Source organism: Photorhabdus sp. RM71S (assembly GCF_042879355.1).
Classification (GTDB): Bacteria; Pseudomonadota; Gammaproteobacteria; order Enterobacterales; family Enterobacteriaceae; genus Photorhabdus; species Photorhabdus kayaii.
In genome coordinates this window covers 1-15,078 of record NZ_JBHFKV010000034.1, presented here as the reverse complement: position 1 = coordinate 15,078, position 15,078 = coordinate 1, and the positions used below count along the sequence as shown (strand labels likewise).

Annotated in this window: 8 protein-coding genes; all 8 read right to left on the bottom strand. The window is 46.7% G+C overall.

Annotated elements, in window-relative coordinates:
* Positions 1 to 20 precede the first annotated feature (20 nt).
* Positions 21 to 4,145 (bottom strand): SDR family NAD(P)-dependent oxidoreductase, encoded by a 4,125-nt coding sequence (locus tag ACGF5R_RS16590; RefSeq protein WP_387691860.1) that lies wholly within the window; start codon positions 4,143 to 4,145, stop codon positions 21 to 23.
* The gene (locus ACGF5R_RS16585; protein WP_387691858.1) at positions 4,138 to 7,464 is read right to left on the bottom strand and encodes an amino acid adenylation domain-containing protein; all 3,327 of its coding nucleotides are present in this window, start codon (positions 7,462 to 7,464) and stop codon (positions 4,138 to 4,140) included. The genes ACGF5R_RS16590 and ACGF5R_RS16585 overlap by 8 nt, the downstream gene beginning before the upstream one ends.
* Before the next feature lie 243 nt (positions 7,465 to 7,707).
* Positions 7,708 to 9,000, bottom strand: a complete 1,293-nt coding sequence (locus ACGF5R_RS16580) for a condensation domain-containing protein (RefSeq protein WP_387691856.1) — start codon at positions 8,998 to 9,000, stop codon at positions 7,708 to 7,710.
* A gap of 610 nt (positions 9,001 to 9,610) precedes the next feature.
* On the bottom strand, positions 9,611 to 9,883 hold the full coding sequence (locus ACGF5R_RS16575; protein WP_088374998.1) for a PAAR domain-containing protein: 273 nt from the start codon (positions 9,881 to 9,883) through the stop codon (positions 9,611 to 9,613).
* Between the two features lie 3 nt (positions 9,884 to 9,886).
* Positions 9,887 to 11,038: a DUF3396 domain-containing protein gene (locus ACGF5R_RS16570; RefSeq protein ID WP_387691854.1), complete on the bottom strand. Its 1,152-nt coding sequence runs from the start codon at positions 11,036 to 11,038 to the stop codon at positions 9,887 to 9,889.
* Positions 11,039 to 11,075: 37 nt separating this feature from the next.
* Positions 11,076 to 12,227, bottom strand: a complete 1,152-nt coding sequence (locus ACGF5R_RS16565) for a DUF3396 domain-containing protein (protein ID WP_262981722.1) — start codon at positions 12,225 to 12,227, stop codon at positions 11,076 to 11,078.
* A 14-nt stretch (positions 12,228 to 12,241) separates the two neighbouring features.
* On the bottom strand, positions 12,242 to 13,597 hold the full coding sequence (locus ACGF5R_RS16560; protein WP_387691852.1) for a VRR-NUC domain-containing protein: 1,356 nt from the start codon (positions 13,595 to 13,597) through the stop codon (positions 12,242 to 12,244).
* Positions 13,598 to 13,599: 2 nt separating this feature from the next.
* Positions 13,600 to 15,078, bottom strand: a 1,479-nt coding sequence (locus ACGF5R_RS16555) for a contractile injection system protein, VgrG/Pvc8 family (protein ID WP_387691850.1), incomplete at its 5' end; no start/stop codon positions are given.

Below are 15,078 nucleotides of genomic sequence, written 5' to 3'. Positions count from 1 at the left end.
GTTGGTCTTGCCGATCCGCGCTATAGCACACCGCCTTGATTGCGCTTTTTCTCTACTTGCATCGCAAGAGACGCCACGGTGCTCGATTCGAAAAGATCAACCATAGATACCGCAACATTAAAATGAGCATTAACTTGTCGCACCAACTCAGCCCCAACCAGTGAATCTCCCCCTAAATCGAAAAAGTTCGATTCATGATCAACCGCGCAGCGCAGTACACCACGCCAAATAGCTGTCATATCATCGATAATGGATTTATTTGATGCCGAGGGAGATACCATTGCAGTTTGCGCCGTATCCGTTTGCAATGAATTCTCCACAATATTATGCAACCGCTCATTCAAAGGTACGGTGGAGACAGCAAAACGCGGCTCTGCATGGCATGCCGAGAAAATAATATCCAATGCATTAACAACATCAGCATGGCGTAAAGGGCGAGCACGATTGACGCTGTATTTGAAGCTATTTGACTCATCCCAACCCTCCCATCCATCCCAATCAATGGAGAAATAGGGTTTATCCAAATGGTGGGTTGAGGCAAATGCGGCACAAGCTTCGTTTGCCGCAGCGTAAGGTGCAAGCCCCAAACCACCCGCGAAAACCGACAAAGATGAGGTAAAACAACCAAACCTCAGAGGACGATCGGCAAATATTTCATGAAAAACAGCAGCCCCTTTTAACTTCGGCTGCATCAACTTTTCCCAATCATGATGAGTCGAATTTTGCAGCCACTGGATTGTTGCCTGACCAGAAAGCCCGGCAGCATGGACAAAACAATTAGCGGCCCCCAGCCGAGATTCCACACGGGAAAGTTCTGCCAGCACACGGGCTTTATCTGTCACATCGGCAGTAATCACTGCAAAGTCCGCCCCCATCTTGCGCAATTGCGTTATTCGTTGGCTCTGTAACGTATCAGATTGGGTGAAATCTCTGGGTGTCTGACCGAGCAGGACAAGCTTCGCGTTGAATTTGGTGACCAGATATTGTGCAATGCCAAAACCAACCGTTCCTAATCCTCCAGTCACTAAACAGATCATGTCAGATGAAAGATTTTCGCTAACAACTGGACTCTGAACGTCAAAATAGCGTTTCCAACGCCAACCTTGACGCATAGCAACCGCATTCTGATCATGAGCAGTAAAAAGTTCAGCCACGATATACTGGGCATCCTTAAGAGAGTTGAGTTCTTTGACCGGTATGTCGATAACTTTCACTATCATGCCAGGCAATTCCTGGTTGATCGCCGAAATGGAGGCCAGCGCCGTAGCCCGTTCAATACTCCGTGGTTCGCTGCCCATCACGTCGATAAAACCGGGTCCGATCAATGTTAACGAAATGGCTTTATTTCCCACTTGAGAAAACGCTTTTACCCTATTAAACAGCGTAAATGGGAACCGATCTTCCCCTACTGGCACTTCATCCACTGACGGGATATCACCCAAAATAAAGAGGATATGATCGGGTGTAGGCGCTTGTTGTGCCTTCAACCTTAGCATCAAACTCTGAACACTGACGGGATCGTCAACGTCGACGATGTACTCTGTTTCATCAAAAGCAGTTTCATCGAAATCAGTTTCATCGAGAGAAGTGACACGATTTTCATGCACTTCAAACACGTTTTGCCCCAGATCACGCAGCACATCCGCGATCGGACACATCTTTTTATCGCTGTTATCGTAGAAAATCAGCCAGTTACGCTTAGCCACCGATGATGATATCGGCGACAAGCGCTGCGTTCGTTTCCAACGTTCAACATAAACGCCGACTGACTCATCGGAAGCCTCAGAGCTTGCCACAGGTTGACTAGTGCCAGGTTCTGGTTTGTACTCTGTTAATGTTGAATCTGTGTACCAGCAGCGCCGACGTTGCAAAGGTTGAACCGGTAGTGGAATACGTTGAACAACTTCCCCATCTCGCAATATCGACCAATCTATCACCAAACCACGTTGCCAAAGCTTGCCGACCAGTTTGACTAAAGCCGAGTCGCGCTCTTCATGGAGAGTATCCAAACGAATAATATTTTCAGGATTTACAACGATTTCAGAGAAACTATCAGGCGAATGGTCCAAATCTAATATCACATCATTTGCTGATATGACTTCATTCTGCTGCTGTAAGCTCGGCAGCGCACCATCAATCAAGATAGCTTTCACATTATTGCCATCAATCATGCCGTGATGTTTAGACCAAAAACTTCCGGGCAAAGCTATACCACGCTCAGCGAAATTACCACGCTCAGCGAAATGTGGTGTCACATTTCCTAGCAACTTATCAGCAATTTCAGGCAATGTCAGCATGCCTAACGAGCAAGCAACAGCAAGGTCGTAACGACTATCGGATATGATGAATATTGGCGTCGAAATCATCTTCCGCCAACAATTGATCGCCGCAATTATCGCCACAAGATTGGCAATTTTTCCCTTATCGCCATCATTTATTGTCATTTCAGTGATATCGATTTTACCGATGTTATGGGAAACATCTGTCGGCAATGCAGCAAGCAACCTATCCACTTCTTGCCAATAACCAGGTATCTGCACTGATAAAGCGGATCGAATAGCAGGACCAAGCGCAATCACCAGACGTTGTGGTTCAGAGACTTGTGCTGTGACGGTGAAATCTGTATTTCTGATACCGTCAATCAACATCTTCACATCTTTAGCATATAAACAAGCTCTGTATGGCTGGGCTGCACGACCTTCCGCATAAGTAAAAGCCACTTCATCAATATGCGTATCGGGTTTAACTTCCAGCGTTCTTGCCAAATGAGTACTCAATGTGTTCAAGGCATTAGCACTGCGCCCCCCTAATGGAATAGCTCGCCAGATAACTCTATTTTTACCTGACCTTCGTACCGGCGCTTGCTCCAAAATCATGTGAACATTGCTGCCACCGGCACCAAAAGAACTCACGCCTGCCCGTCGTGGTCCTTTCACCGGCCAGTTGATGGGCGTGGTATTGATAATGAAAGGGCTTTGCTCAAGATTCATAACAGAGCTGGCCTTGCTGAAAGTCGGATGTGGGGCAATCATGCCGGTCTTTAATGCCATTATCGTCTTGGCTAATCCAGCAAACCCCGCCGCCGCCGCTAAATGACCCACGTTAGCTTTAATCGATCCCAACGCACAAAATCTCTCACGATCCGTATTCTGGCGGAAAGCCTGACAAAGCGCGGCATATTCCACCGAATCCCCAAGTGGCGTTGCGGTACCATGTGCCTCGATCATCCCTAATTCATCCGGCCCAACATCAGCGAGCGCCTGAGCATCCAAAATGAGTTTTCGTTGCCCATCCACCCCCGGTGCAGCAAAGCCAGCCCGTGCTGAACCATCATTATTCGCCGCTGAACCGAGGATCACCGCATGGATGGTATCCCCGTTGCTAATGGCTTCATCTAATGGCCGTAGCGCCACCAACCCCGCCCCATCGCCAAAGAAAGTCCCCGATGCCTTCTCATCGAACGGTCTACAATAGCCATCCTCAGAGAAGATCATATCCTGCTGGTGAAAATAACCCGGTCGAGAATGGACATGTCCGGCAACACCACCGGCGAAAGCAATCTCGCACTCGCCAAGCAAGAGGCTTTGTATCGCCATATGCACCGCCGTTAGTGATGTCGAACAGCCGGTCAAAACAGCTACACTCGGCCCGTCAAAACCGAGTTTGTATGAAATTCGCGCTGGCAGATAATCCTTATCATTAGTCAGCATGAGCTCTGTTCCCATTAATGAAACCAGATCACACTCAGATTTAATGACATTGGGCAAATAGGTATTCATCGAACTCCCGGTAAAAACACCAATACGAGGACGTCGGAAAGGATTGCCATAGCCGGTCACTTCGGCCAGTTCCCATGCGCACTCAAGCAGCATTCGATGCTGAGGATCAAGCAATTCGGCTTCTCGCTGGCTGATTGAAAAGAAATCCGGGTCGAACAGATCAATATCCGGCAAACGCGAATCGACAGGAACATAATTTTTTGCAGTGAATATATGCTGAGCTACACCACAACGGATAAGCTCTTCCTGGCTATATCTTTTGGCAAGTATTCGGCCAGCAACAAGATTATTCCATAGCGCATCCAAGTTATTCGCCACAGGTAACCGACAAGTTACGCCAATGATGGCAATCGCATTCTCAGACATCTTGTTCCCCTTTCAGTGAATGAATTTGTCTCTCCTTCAATGCTTTTCTTGCATTCAACGTTTTTTGACGTCGCGTTTGAGAGGGTTTATCCGCAACTTCTACCAACACCATCGGTTGCAGAGGGCTTAAAAGATAATTAGCCAACTTCCGGATAGTTGGAAAACGGAATAAATCTGAAGGAGCCAAGGCACCACATCCCGGTAATTGCACGAGCTGTGCATAGATTTGCATCAGTGCCAATGAATTACCGCCAATATTAAAAAATGCGTCATCCAGCCCGACGGTTGATCTTCCCAACACTTCACACCAAATTCTCGAAATTTCGGCAAAAACTGAATCAACAGGTAACACAGGCGCGGGTCCCAACGAACTGATATCTGTCAATTGCCCCGCTTCAATCAAGCCATTTAATGCTCTTCTATCAATTTTGTTGTGAGCATTACGCGGCAATTCATCAGCCAGCATCATCCTGCCGGGCAACATGTAGATGGGGAGATAAGCTTTGAGATGATCACGAATAGCGGACTCTTCGGGAAGGTTATCCTTACTGACAGGGACGAATATTGCGACTAAGCGATTGAGCCCTTCGTGAGATTCAACGATGACTGTGGCGTCCGCAATAGCATGATGACGATTGAGGCAATCCTCAATCTCAGCAATCTCAATTCGATAACCAGAGACTTTTACTTGGTCATCTACGCGGCCACAAAAATGAATTCGTTCCCCATCCCAATAGGCTAAATCACCGGTTTTATACATACGTCTATGATGAATATAGGGATCGGCAATGAAACACTGAGTAGTCAACTGTTCAAGACCGACATAACCACGAGCAACGCCACGACCACCAATGTAAATTTCGCCAACCTCACCCATCAGGGGTGTTTGCCTTGAAGGATTTAAAAGATAGACCGTTGCGAAGCTTAACGGTTTGCCAATGGGAATCACATTGTAGTCAGTTAGTTCTTCCGTTACCTTCTCCACAGTGGCGAAAATGGTTGTCTCTGCAGGACCATACATATTCCAAAATGTCCACTGCGCACTCAAATAAGGCCGAACCGTGGCACTGAGCAATGCTTCACCACAAATTACCCAATGCTTTATCGCATAAGCCCTTGGCCGATGCCGAAACTCAGATAATAGATTTTTCAAACCGGAGGGCGTCTGGCTGACAATCGTTACCTGCTCTGCTGCGACAAGATCCAGAAATTTGTCTGGCTGGTTCCGCAGATCATCAGGCACAACCACTAAAGCGCCACCAGAGCAAAGGGCCCCCCAAAGCTCCCACACAGATAAATCAAAGCTGGCTGCATGGAACCAAGTCCACACCTCGCCAGGCGCGTGGGCCAAATATTCACTCATTGCATTCAAACAAGAAACAACATTGCTGTGCTCAACATCAATGCCTTTGGGAGTCCCGGTGGAACCTGAAGTGAAAACACTGTATGCAATCGAAGCGGGTGTAGAATGATTAAATGTACAGTGATCAAATGTACCGTACTCAGCACGCCTTACCGTAAGGGGTGATTCAGTAGCCGTCATCGTCATCAGCTTAGCTGTACACCAATCATCTGGGTCAACATCAGCGTTAACAACAATAAGCTTCATCTCTGATTGCTCGACAATCTGCGCCAGACGTTGCTGTGGCAACCTAAGATCTAACGGTACGTACCCCGCGCCCGCACGCATAATACCAAGCATGACCACCACCGCTTCCGGTGAAGGTAACAATGCAACCCCTACGCGATCGCCAGGCATAACCCCATTTTGTATAAGCTGAACAGCGACCTCCAGCGACCAATGCTGCAAATCCAAATAAGTTAATGTATCGACACCATAACGAATCGCTACTGATGCCGCTTGTTGCGTCACCCATTGATCAAAAAGCGAAATAATGGTTTGATTTGACACTTCCGGGAGAGCATCAGAATTAATCGGACCAGATAGCAGATTGTAATCCTCTGATTTTGGTGCCAACAAAGTATTAATCTCTTCATCAGGCGCGGCGACAAGCGCTTCAACCACCAGCTCAAAGCGCTTTGCAAATATCTGAAGGCCTGAATGTGAGAAAAAATGTTTGTCCCCTTTAAGCTCACATCTTAATTGGGAACCGGCATCCACAAACATCAGTTCAATATCAATCTGGCCTTCCTGCTGACAAACCCTGAATGGGGAAATAGTCCGCCCCGCCCATGATACCTGAACAGAATCGTCAGCCATCTCCAGTGTCAACCAACGCGATTGCTCTACATGCCCTAGCATATTCACCATAGCCTGAAACAATGGGTTACGACCATCATTTCGTTCCACGGCCAGATGTTCGACCATTTGGCTGAGACAAAAATTTCGATTATCAAGGGCCGATAACAATCGCTCTTTCGCTGCCAATAGAAAATGGTGAAATGTCTGATCGACGGATAAACGTATGGGTAATACATTAAACAAACAGCCGATAATGTGCTGATGAACCGAGTGACGCATCGACACCGGCACCCCCATAACGATATCAGCAGTTTTTGTCTCTCTGGCGATGTAAGCGCTCCATGCGGCCAACATGACCGTAAAGACCGATCCACCTATTTTTGAAGCAAGCCGTTTGATTTTTTTAGTTGTCTCTTCACCAATACTAAACAGGACGGATGACTTGTCATTAGCGCCTTTGCGCCAAAAACTATCCCATTGCAGCACTTCTGGCGGCTGCTTTAAACATCCACTCCAATAAGCTTTCGATTCTTCCGCCGCTTCACTTTGGTAATACTCTCGTTCTTTGACTGCATAATCCTTAAAATCCTCAGCGGGCGGTAACCAAGCATCGTCATCTTCGCCAAGTCCAGCCAAATAATAGTGTTCAAGCTGATCCAACATCAGCCCCAGTGAAGTAAAATCCGACACAATATGGTGAACACACATGAGTACAACGTATTCTTCCGCACTGACAACGTAGATACCGAAACGCAGACACGACGCTTTTTCTAATTGAAAAGGGATGGAATGAAAGTTTTGAACTGCATCTTCAAGCGCCTCCTGACTCAAGTTCGTTGCATCGAAAACCTCCAATGCCGGCGGCAAGTGTTCATTAATGACCAACTTTGGCTCGCCATTCACATTAACGAAAGTGCTTCTCAGGGTGGCATTCTTGGAAACGAGCTGGTTAACCGCATAGCGAAAAGCATCGATTTGAAACGATCCGTGAATACGGAATGCCATGGAAATATTATATTGGGAATCGCCAGGGGTATAATTGTCAATGAACCATAAAGCTCTTTGCTGCATGGACAGTAATTCTTCATCACCAATCTGTAGGCAATCTTTATACATAACGTGTCAAGCTCCATAAATACTTAAACAGTATCCCCACCCTCTGGCTAAGCCAGCCTCGTTACGGAGAGGGCAAAATTTGTGCTTGGTGTTACTCCATCAATCAACGGCTCGTCAGAAATAGCGTTTCAACTTTTCAGCCAATCAACAACGATCATGATCCAGAGAAAGGCTGTGCTCTACTTATGCAACCATAAAAGATGAAGAATGTCAGGTATGCTATTGATAAATAAATTAAAATATCTATTCAACTCCAGATTCTCCAATCATTTCTAACCAAAGATCCATTAAACGAGGCGGTAAAATTTGTAGATGGCAATCTGGTCTGGAAGAAATAGTGACTTCCATCGTATCGGCATAGATCTCTATATCCATGCTCAATGGTATCTCTTGCGCATCTTCATCGGGTTTCCCAATACGTATTTTTTCAGGTGACAGTTCATAACCAATAACATTGGGAGACCGTCGTTGATCACCAACGAAATTGAAAGAAATTGCAGGAAACTCAGGCCATCCAAAGATGGAATTAGGCACAAAGTAAGTCGCAGCATAATCCGCCGCTTTTTCCATCGCATTATTGAATTCTTGTACCGTGTGCTGGAGGGCGCTATCCAACGATGGATCTGGATCAATATTAAACTTAATTGTGATTGGAAATGATACTGACCCGACAAGATTAGCCACCGAGGTTTCCCAATACCCCACAAAATGAGGACTGACCCACAACAGCATATTCAGGCTGCCCTTCCCAAAAACAGCCGCCAGCGCCTTTAACCAACTACCCAATAGCAAATCTGCAATACTGACACGATGTTGCTTAGCCAAAAGGCGTATCCTGTTTAAGGCTTCACCATCAAGTTGCCTGATTTCTGTGACGGCCTCAGACAATCTGCTAATGGGTAGTGACTCAACACGCCGCCCGCCGAGAATATTTAGGGTAGGTTGCTCAACTTGTTGTTCATCATTAGGGATAGCAGCTTTTACGATTTGCCGATGTTGTTCATACAATTCAGCACAAAATTGCTCATAATTTGTGGCATTCTCAAGCGCAAGGGGCTGACCATTCACTGACATTCTGTATGCCTTTGAAAGATCTCGCCATAAGATCCTGCTGGAAATACCGTCACAGACTAGATGATTGAATATCAATACCAATCTTTGATCACTGGCACAATTGCCATCAAACAGGCAGTAACGCAATAACGGCGGATTTGCCAAATTCATGGCAGCCCTAACCTCAGCAATGTAGTTTGATATTAAGCATCGGCGATCACATTGACTATCGGTTTGCTCTCTAACTTCAAAAACCTGATGCAATAATTCACTGCTAGGCGGTACGAAATCCATCTTCATATTCATCCCGCTACCGACAAACCGTGCTCTCAGAACAGAATACTTATGCAACAGATATTCAATCGCTACCTTAAGATGTGCCGGTGTCAATCGCTCCAAGGGCATTAATACTTCACCGACACACAACTGATCAACGCTCAGTGAATATCGCAAATCATATAATTGCCCTAACTGAACACGCATAATCTTCACCTTTCCATTGCAAGCCCTACGATTAAAACGTTGTGCAGACTCCACACTCTTCTGCATGCAAACTAGTCGGATAACACAGCGTTTACTTTTGACTACCAGAGAAAGCGAACATGCAGAGTAAAAAAACGGGAATTGATAGCCCGGCTACCCCGCATGGAATGATAATTAGCGTCATTTACTCAGAGACTAAAAACACAGTGACAATTTTAAAAGTAGCAATAAAAAAAGAAACCTCCACGAATCAATCCAAATATTTGAGCTGAACCAAAATAATTAATATATTATTACTATTAAATAAGTAATCTGGTTAACGTTGCCGATTTTGAAGTTAAGGTCAATACCTATTTCGTCTTCGTAAAAACGGCCTTCGTAAAAAACAGGATTTTACTCTGATAATTTGACGATTAATCAGATCACAAAAATCGGACTGAGTTCCCTTCAAGTGCTCTACTATTTCGAAATTTTATTTAAAAGGGGGGTAAAAAACGGTTAAAACTTTATACCGATTAAAATCATAAGTTAAAAAAATAACTTTTAATCACAGTTTAAAACCTGCCCCTGTTTTGTGAGTATTTCAATTAAAGGCTTTAGAATTTGATATTTATGACCGTACCTTTAATCGACAAGCTCCGGTCGGGCAACCACAATTAACCAAGTGCCCCTCCAGTGCGACAGGTATTCCTTGTATATTGAACAAGTTAGAACCTTCCGCAATAGCGCCGGTTTGTTTACAGGCGGGACAAAACACCGGGTCACCTTTACAGGCAACCGATAGTTGTTGGTTTACCAAACCGGAACCATTTAAAACATCGCCTCCGGTCGTTGTGGTATCACCTTTCAGGATAATTTTTTTTCCTTCCACTACACTTCGCATCATTTACTCCGTTATATTTTCCGTTTCTCGTATTAAATGCCAGATGGTTGTGCCCGGTTCTGCCCCTTCAACATCAAAAGACATCGCCCCCTGAGCAAAGAAGTACTGCTGACCCGGCAAGCTATCGGTTTGCCAGATCCCGCTGACCAGTGCCGGATGGTTACTTCTCAAAGGAGTCACCTGTAGCGGTCCCCGGTCATAGCGGGCATACCAGGCCAGGGTGGAAGTTGAATTAAAATGACCTTCACCATAGAAGTGCAATGAATGGCCTTCACGAGGTATCACCCGTATCGGACGTATCAGTTGGTTAATAGCAAAATAACTTTCCGGGACACTGCCCGGTAGCGGCGTTAAGTCCGGATATTGACCGGCGCGGATCATCAGACCATTGGAGTAAGGCGTAATCACCACATCCGGGTAGAGGTGGCGGGCCAGCACATGACGTATCCAGAATTCCCCACCCAGTCGGTTTACAAATCGTTTAGACAGCAGGGTGATCCAGTTAATGCCACGGATGGAATTTCCATACTGTAATTTGGCTGTATGAACCGCAGAATTAACTTGCAATGCAGGGTAACGTTGCGCTAGCTGGTATTCTAAGGGAAAGTAGTCATGGTAATCTCTGGGCAGCACCAGACAATAACCACAGTCCCCACTGTCCGGTTCGAGTTGTTCACACAGAAAGTCCAGCCAGTCCATAAACTGGGTCATGCCCTCTTGCCCTTTTAGATAATCCCAAGGCAGTGTCAGGCTTAGGTAAGAGCTGCCATCGTCACCATCAGCTTCATCGGAATCCAGGTAACGCATCAGATAGCGAGGGGCTTCATAGAGATTTTTGGCGTCACTGACTACCCAACTAGAGGGCTGGTTTTTTTTCCGATTAAGAATACCTTCTTCGACTTTGGCAATATTTTCCGGGGAATATTTTTTTAATCCCTTCAGTGAATGACGGTGAAAACGCAGGTGAGGGCCAAACTCTTCGCGAAAGCGCCGGTAGCAGGCCAGAATGCGCTGTTTTTTCTCCTGAGTGTAGCCTTGTTTAAAAAACAGGGTGATTGAAAGACCCAGACGAGAAAACGTCAGTCCATCGCCATTGATAAAAAGAAAAGAGGTCAGTTGTGATCTCAACTGAGCAAAGTAATCTGAAGTTTCCATCATTTTCTCCGTAAATTATGAGGCGGTGGATAATCTGTTATTCCCACCTATTTGCCGCTTCCCGTATCAGATGCCATACAGTTGTACCCGTCTCCGCACCTTCAACATCAAAAGCCATCGCCCCCTGAGCAAAGAAGTACTGCCGACCAGGCAAACTATCGGTTTGCCAGATCCCGCTGACCAGTGCAGGATGGTTACTTCTCAAAGGAGTCACCTGTAGCGGTCCACGGTCATAACGGGCATACCAGGCTTGTGTGGAAATATCATCAAAATGACCCTCGCCATAAAAATGCAGTGAATCACCTTCTCCCGGAACAAAACGTATCGGACGTATCAGTTGGTTAATGGCAAAATAACTCTCCGGGACACTGCCCGGTAGCGGCGTTAAGTCCGGGTATTGACCGGCCCGGATCATCAGACCATTGGAGTAAGGGGTAATCACCACATCCGGGTAGAGGTGGCGAGCCAGCGTGTGGCGTATCCATGATTCCCCACCCAATCGCTCTACAAAGCGTTTGGACAGCAGGGTGATCCAGTTAATGCTTCTGATGGAGTGGGCATAATCTCTCAATGTTGTATGAACAGTGGAGTTAACTTGTAGGGTGGGATAACGCTGAGCTAGCTGGTACTCTAAGGGAAAATAATCATGATAATCTCTGGGTAAGACCAGACAGTAACCACAGTCTCCCCAATCAGGTTCAAGTTGGTTACACAGAAAGTCCAGCCAGGCCATAAATCGGGTCATGCCCTCTTGTGCTTTCAGATAATCCCAAGGCAGTACAAGACTCAGGTAGGAGCTACTGTTGTCACCACTTATTTCCCGGGAGTCCATGTAATGCATCAGATAGCGAGGGGCTTCATAGAGATTTTTTGCATCACTAACATCCCAGCTAGAAAACTGGTTTTTTTTCTGATTCAGAATGCCTTCTTCCACTTTGGCTATATTTTCCGGAGAATATTTTTTGAACCCTTTCAGTTCATGAGTATGAAAACGCAGATGAGTACCAAACTCTTCGCGAAAGCGCCGGTAGCAGGCCAGAATACGCTGTTTTTTCTCCTGAGTGTAACCCTGTTTAAAAAACAGAGTAATCGAGAGACCCAGACGGGAAACAGTCAGTTCATCGCCATTGATAAAAAGAAAAGAGGTCAGTTGTGATCTCAACTGGGTAAAGTAATCTGAAGTATCCATATTCCCTCCGTTAATTATGAAGCGGTGGCGAATGTCACACTCGCCAATATTGTCAGGACAGCAGCTAACGCGGCGGCACTGGCTGCTACTGCGGCAGCTAAAATTTCCACCAGTGCAATCAGTGCAGCAGCAACGGCAACGGTGACCAGGATAACAACGGCAACTTCGGCAATAATCACAACTACTTCCAGCATGCCTTCCCCCACCTCTTTTAATATTTGCATCCAGCTAATGTTTTTTAGCTCTTCCAGGGTGATATCTGAGCCCTGTTGCACAGTCTGCCATCGGGCTTTTATCTCATTCTCCGTCCAGGTCACGATTTTCCCCGTTTGTTCATTAACCCAGGAAAACGCGTAGCTGACTTGATGAGTGACCGGATCAATAATCTCTTCACACACCCACTTGCCGGCTTGATTGAACCATGCTCCAAACTGGGCAAGGAGTTCCCGGGTACTGTCACGGACATAATTCAATCCGTTTTCGGTCAGACCCGCCACCTCCTGCCCAAGGACAACCCAGTCTTCATAGCTCGGTAAAAACGACCAGCGGGAAGTACTGAGAAGCGGTGGATTTTCTGTCAGGGGCTGCGGAATGGTTCCCGGCACACCCTCTGCGGGAAGAGCGGGTAAAGCTTTATCATCAGGCGGCGAACCAGGCGGCAGCGGGGCCAGTGGTATCGGATTTTTATAGTGTTGGGAACCGGGTTGATAATGTTTTCGCCACGCTTCATCGTACTGTTTTTGCTCTTCTGTGCGGTTATCGTCAATACGCATCACACCAAAGCGAGAGCGGGTAGCAATTTGAATGTAATCAATTTCTTGCCCTTTATTGAGAGTATCCCCTGGAAATTTCACCTCAATCAGCATTTTCAGATTATCGGGATGCACGGAGCCATCAAAGTAGGTGGCACTCCTACCCGGCCAGCGGAGAGTCTCATCTTTAACCAAAATAATATCGGGGCGCCGAATACCAACAACACCAAATTTCTCCGTATCGTCGGCAGAAGGCCGGGCAAATGGATTACTGGATTGCGGTAAATTATCACCATAACGCTGCTTAGAGATTTGACTGGTTGCCAGCATGGGTAAAGGCACTGCCTCTTCTCTGATAGCAAACACCACTTCTGCTTTATAAGGCCATAAAAAGTCATGTTTGAGTTCCTCAACCTTAATCAACCCACTCATAATGACTTGATTAAGAAAGCGAATAGCGCCCAGCTTGGTGACAATCATTGCCGGCAGGCGCAGAGCATACTCAGCTTTTTCCGCCAGATAGCAGGGGTCTTCATCGGCGGGAAAAACCCCTATTTCCATCGTACAGTTAACTGAGGTCACGGCCGGGCACATTTTACCGCTGTTGGATATTGTCATACTTATTTCTCCGTAAATTCCATCACATACTCTATCTGCGTGTTACCGCTGGCACGGTATAAGGTTTGCTTCGGTTTCGGTGGGACTTCTGGTGAACTCAGTTGCAGATTTTCTTCCGCCTCACTCTGTACCGTCACGGTTCTGCCCAGCGCATCGGTTTTACCGGAAAGGGTCTGACCGCCAGCGGTGGTAATGGTATAGGGGGTATTCACCAGTGGTTTACCGCTCCGTTCACTGAGCAGGGTATAGCGGGCGGAGTAGTCAAACAGCGCACCGGCGGATTTCTTGCCGGCGATATGGTCGGTCATAGTGATGCTGACGCCTTCGATACGGATATTGCCCATCGGGTCAATGACTATCTGCCCGCCTGCGTTCCCAATGGTGATTTGCCCGCTTTCAGAGTGCACCGTGATATGTTTACCCACGGTGATTTGCTGGTTATCGCTGATGTTCAGTTGATGGCTTTTACCAATGGAAAGGGCTTGCTGACCTTTAACGGTCACCGTCTGATTTTGACCGACTTCAAGCGTCTGAAAGCCCTGCACGGCTTCATCATCATCGTTTTTAATTATCGCCGTGCGGTTATGCGCCACTTCTGTTTTCTGGTCATTACCTGTCTGCGTGGTGTTATCCCAGAGAATCTGCATGTTCATATCCCGTTGAGCATGAATAAACACTTCCTCGCTTCCTTTGTCATCCTCAAAGCGCAGTTCATTAAATCCCTCTCCCCGGTGAGTCCGGGTTTTAAAGGTGGTACGGGTTTTCTCCCGCGGTAAATCAAGCGGCGGCCGGTTGAGGCCATTGTAGGTACACCCCGTCACGTTAGTTTTGGCAGTGCCGACTTTGCTGTAGTTTCGTAACTGTTCCAGCCGCAATTGGGTAAAAGGTTTTCCTTCCTCGTCCCACTGGAAACGTCCGTAACTTTCAAACACAGAATTGTGCCCGCTATCGTCGGATTGCTTCTGATGTTCGAGCGAATATTTGGGGTTAAGAAAGTTATGGTCTTTCTGGATAGTGCCATTCGAACACAGGTATTCGCCATAACTCCATTCGTACGCGGTGGTATCTGTCTCGTCCGTTTCAGGGTGAGTATTGTAAGTCAGATCGATATCCGCCTGCATGCCCAGGCGGCAATCACAGAACAACGTCTGTTCTTCCTCAAACCAGAAGACAATGCCCTCTTCCGCCGCCAGCCGGCACCAAAAATCATAGGCCGATTCGCGTTTTTGCGTGGTGTATTCCCGTTCGGCATGGTGCTTATAGAGCGTATCGCGGGCAAAGAAAATATAATGCTCTTTAAGCAGCTCCGTTAAGATTTCCGGTACGGACTGTCGATGGAAAATACGGCTGTCCTGATTGAGCGTCATCAGCCACATTTTGGGGCGGACAGTGAAAATATAAAAAGTGCGACGGCCATCGGTATTACCCTGTTCAGCCCCGGTTATCAAACCATTAATGGTCCGTTCGGTCACGCCATTACG

What these genes read in the sequence shown, in the direction of transcription:
- ACGF5R_RS16585 (WP_387691858.1), bottom strand. Translation starts at nt 7,464, where the DNA reads ATGTATAAAGATTGCCTACAGATTGGTGATGAAGAATTACTGTCCATG.
- ACGF5R_RS16560 (WP_387691852.1), bottom strand. Translation starts at nt 13,597, where the DNA reads ATGACAATATCCAACAGCGGTAAAATGTGCCCGGCCGTGACCTCAGTT.
- ACGF5R_RS16590 (WP_387691860.1), bottom strand. Translation starts at nt 4,145, where the DNA reads ATGTCTGAGAATGCGATTGCCATCATTGGCGTAACTTGTCGGTTACCT.
- ACGF5R_RS16565 (WP_262981722.1), bottom strand. Translation starts at nt 12,227, where the DNA reads ATGGATACTTCAGATTACTTTACCCAGTTGAGATCACAACTGACCTCT.
- ACGF5R_RS16580 (WP_387691856.1), bottom strand. Translation starts at nt 9,000, where the DNA reads ATGCGTGTTCAGTTAGGGCAATTATATGATTTGCGATATTCACTGAGC.
- ACGF5R_RS16575 (WP_088374998.1), bottom strand. Translation starts at nt 9,883, where the DNA reads ATGCGAAGTGTAGTGGAAGGAAAAAAAATTATCCTGAAAGGTGATACC.
- ACGF5R_RS16570 (WP_387691854.1), bottom strand. Translation starts at nt 11,038, where the DNA reads ATGGAAACTTCAGATTACTTTGCTCAGTTGAGATCACAACTGACCTCT.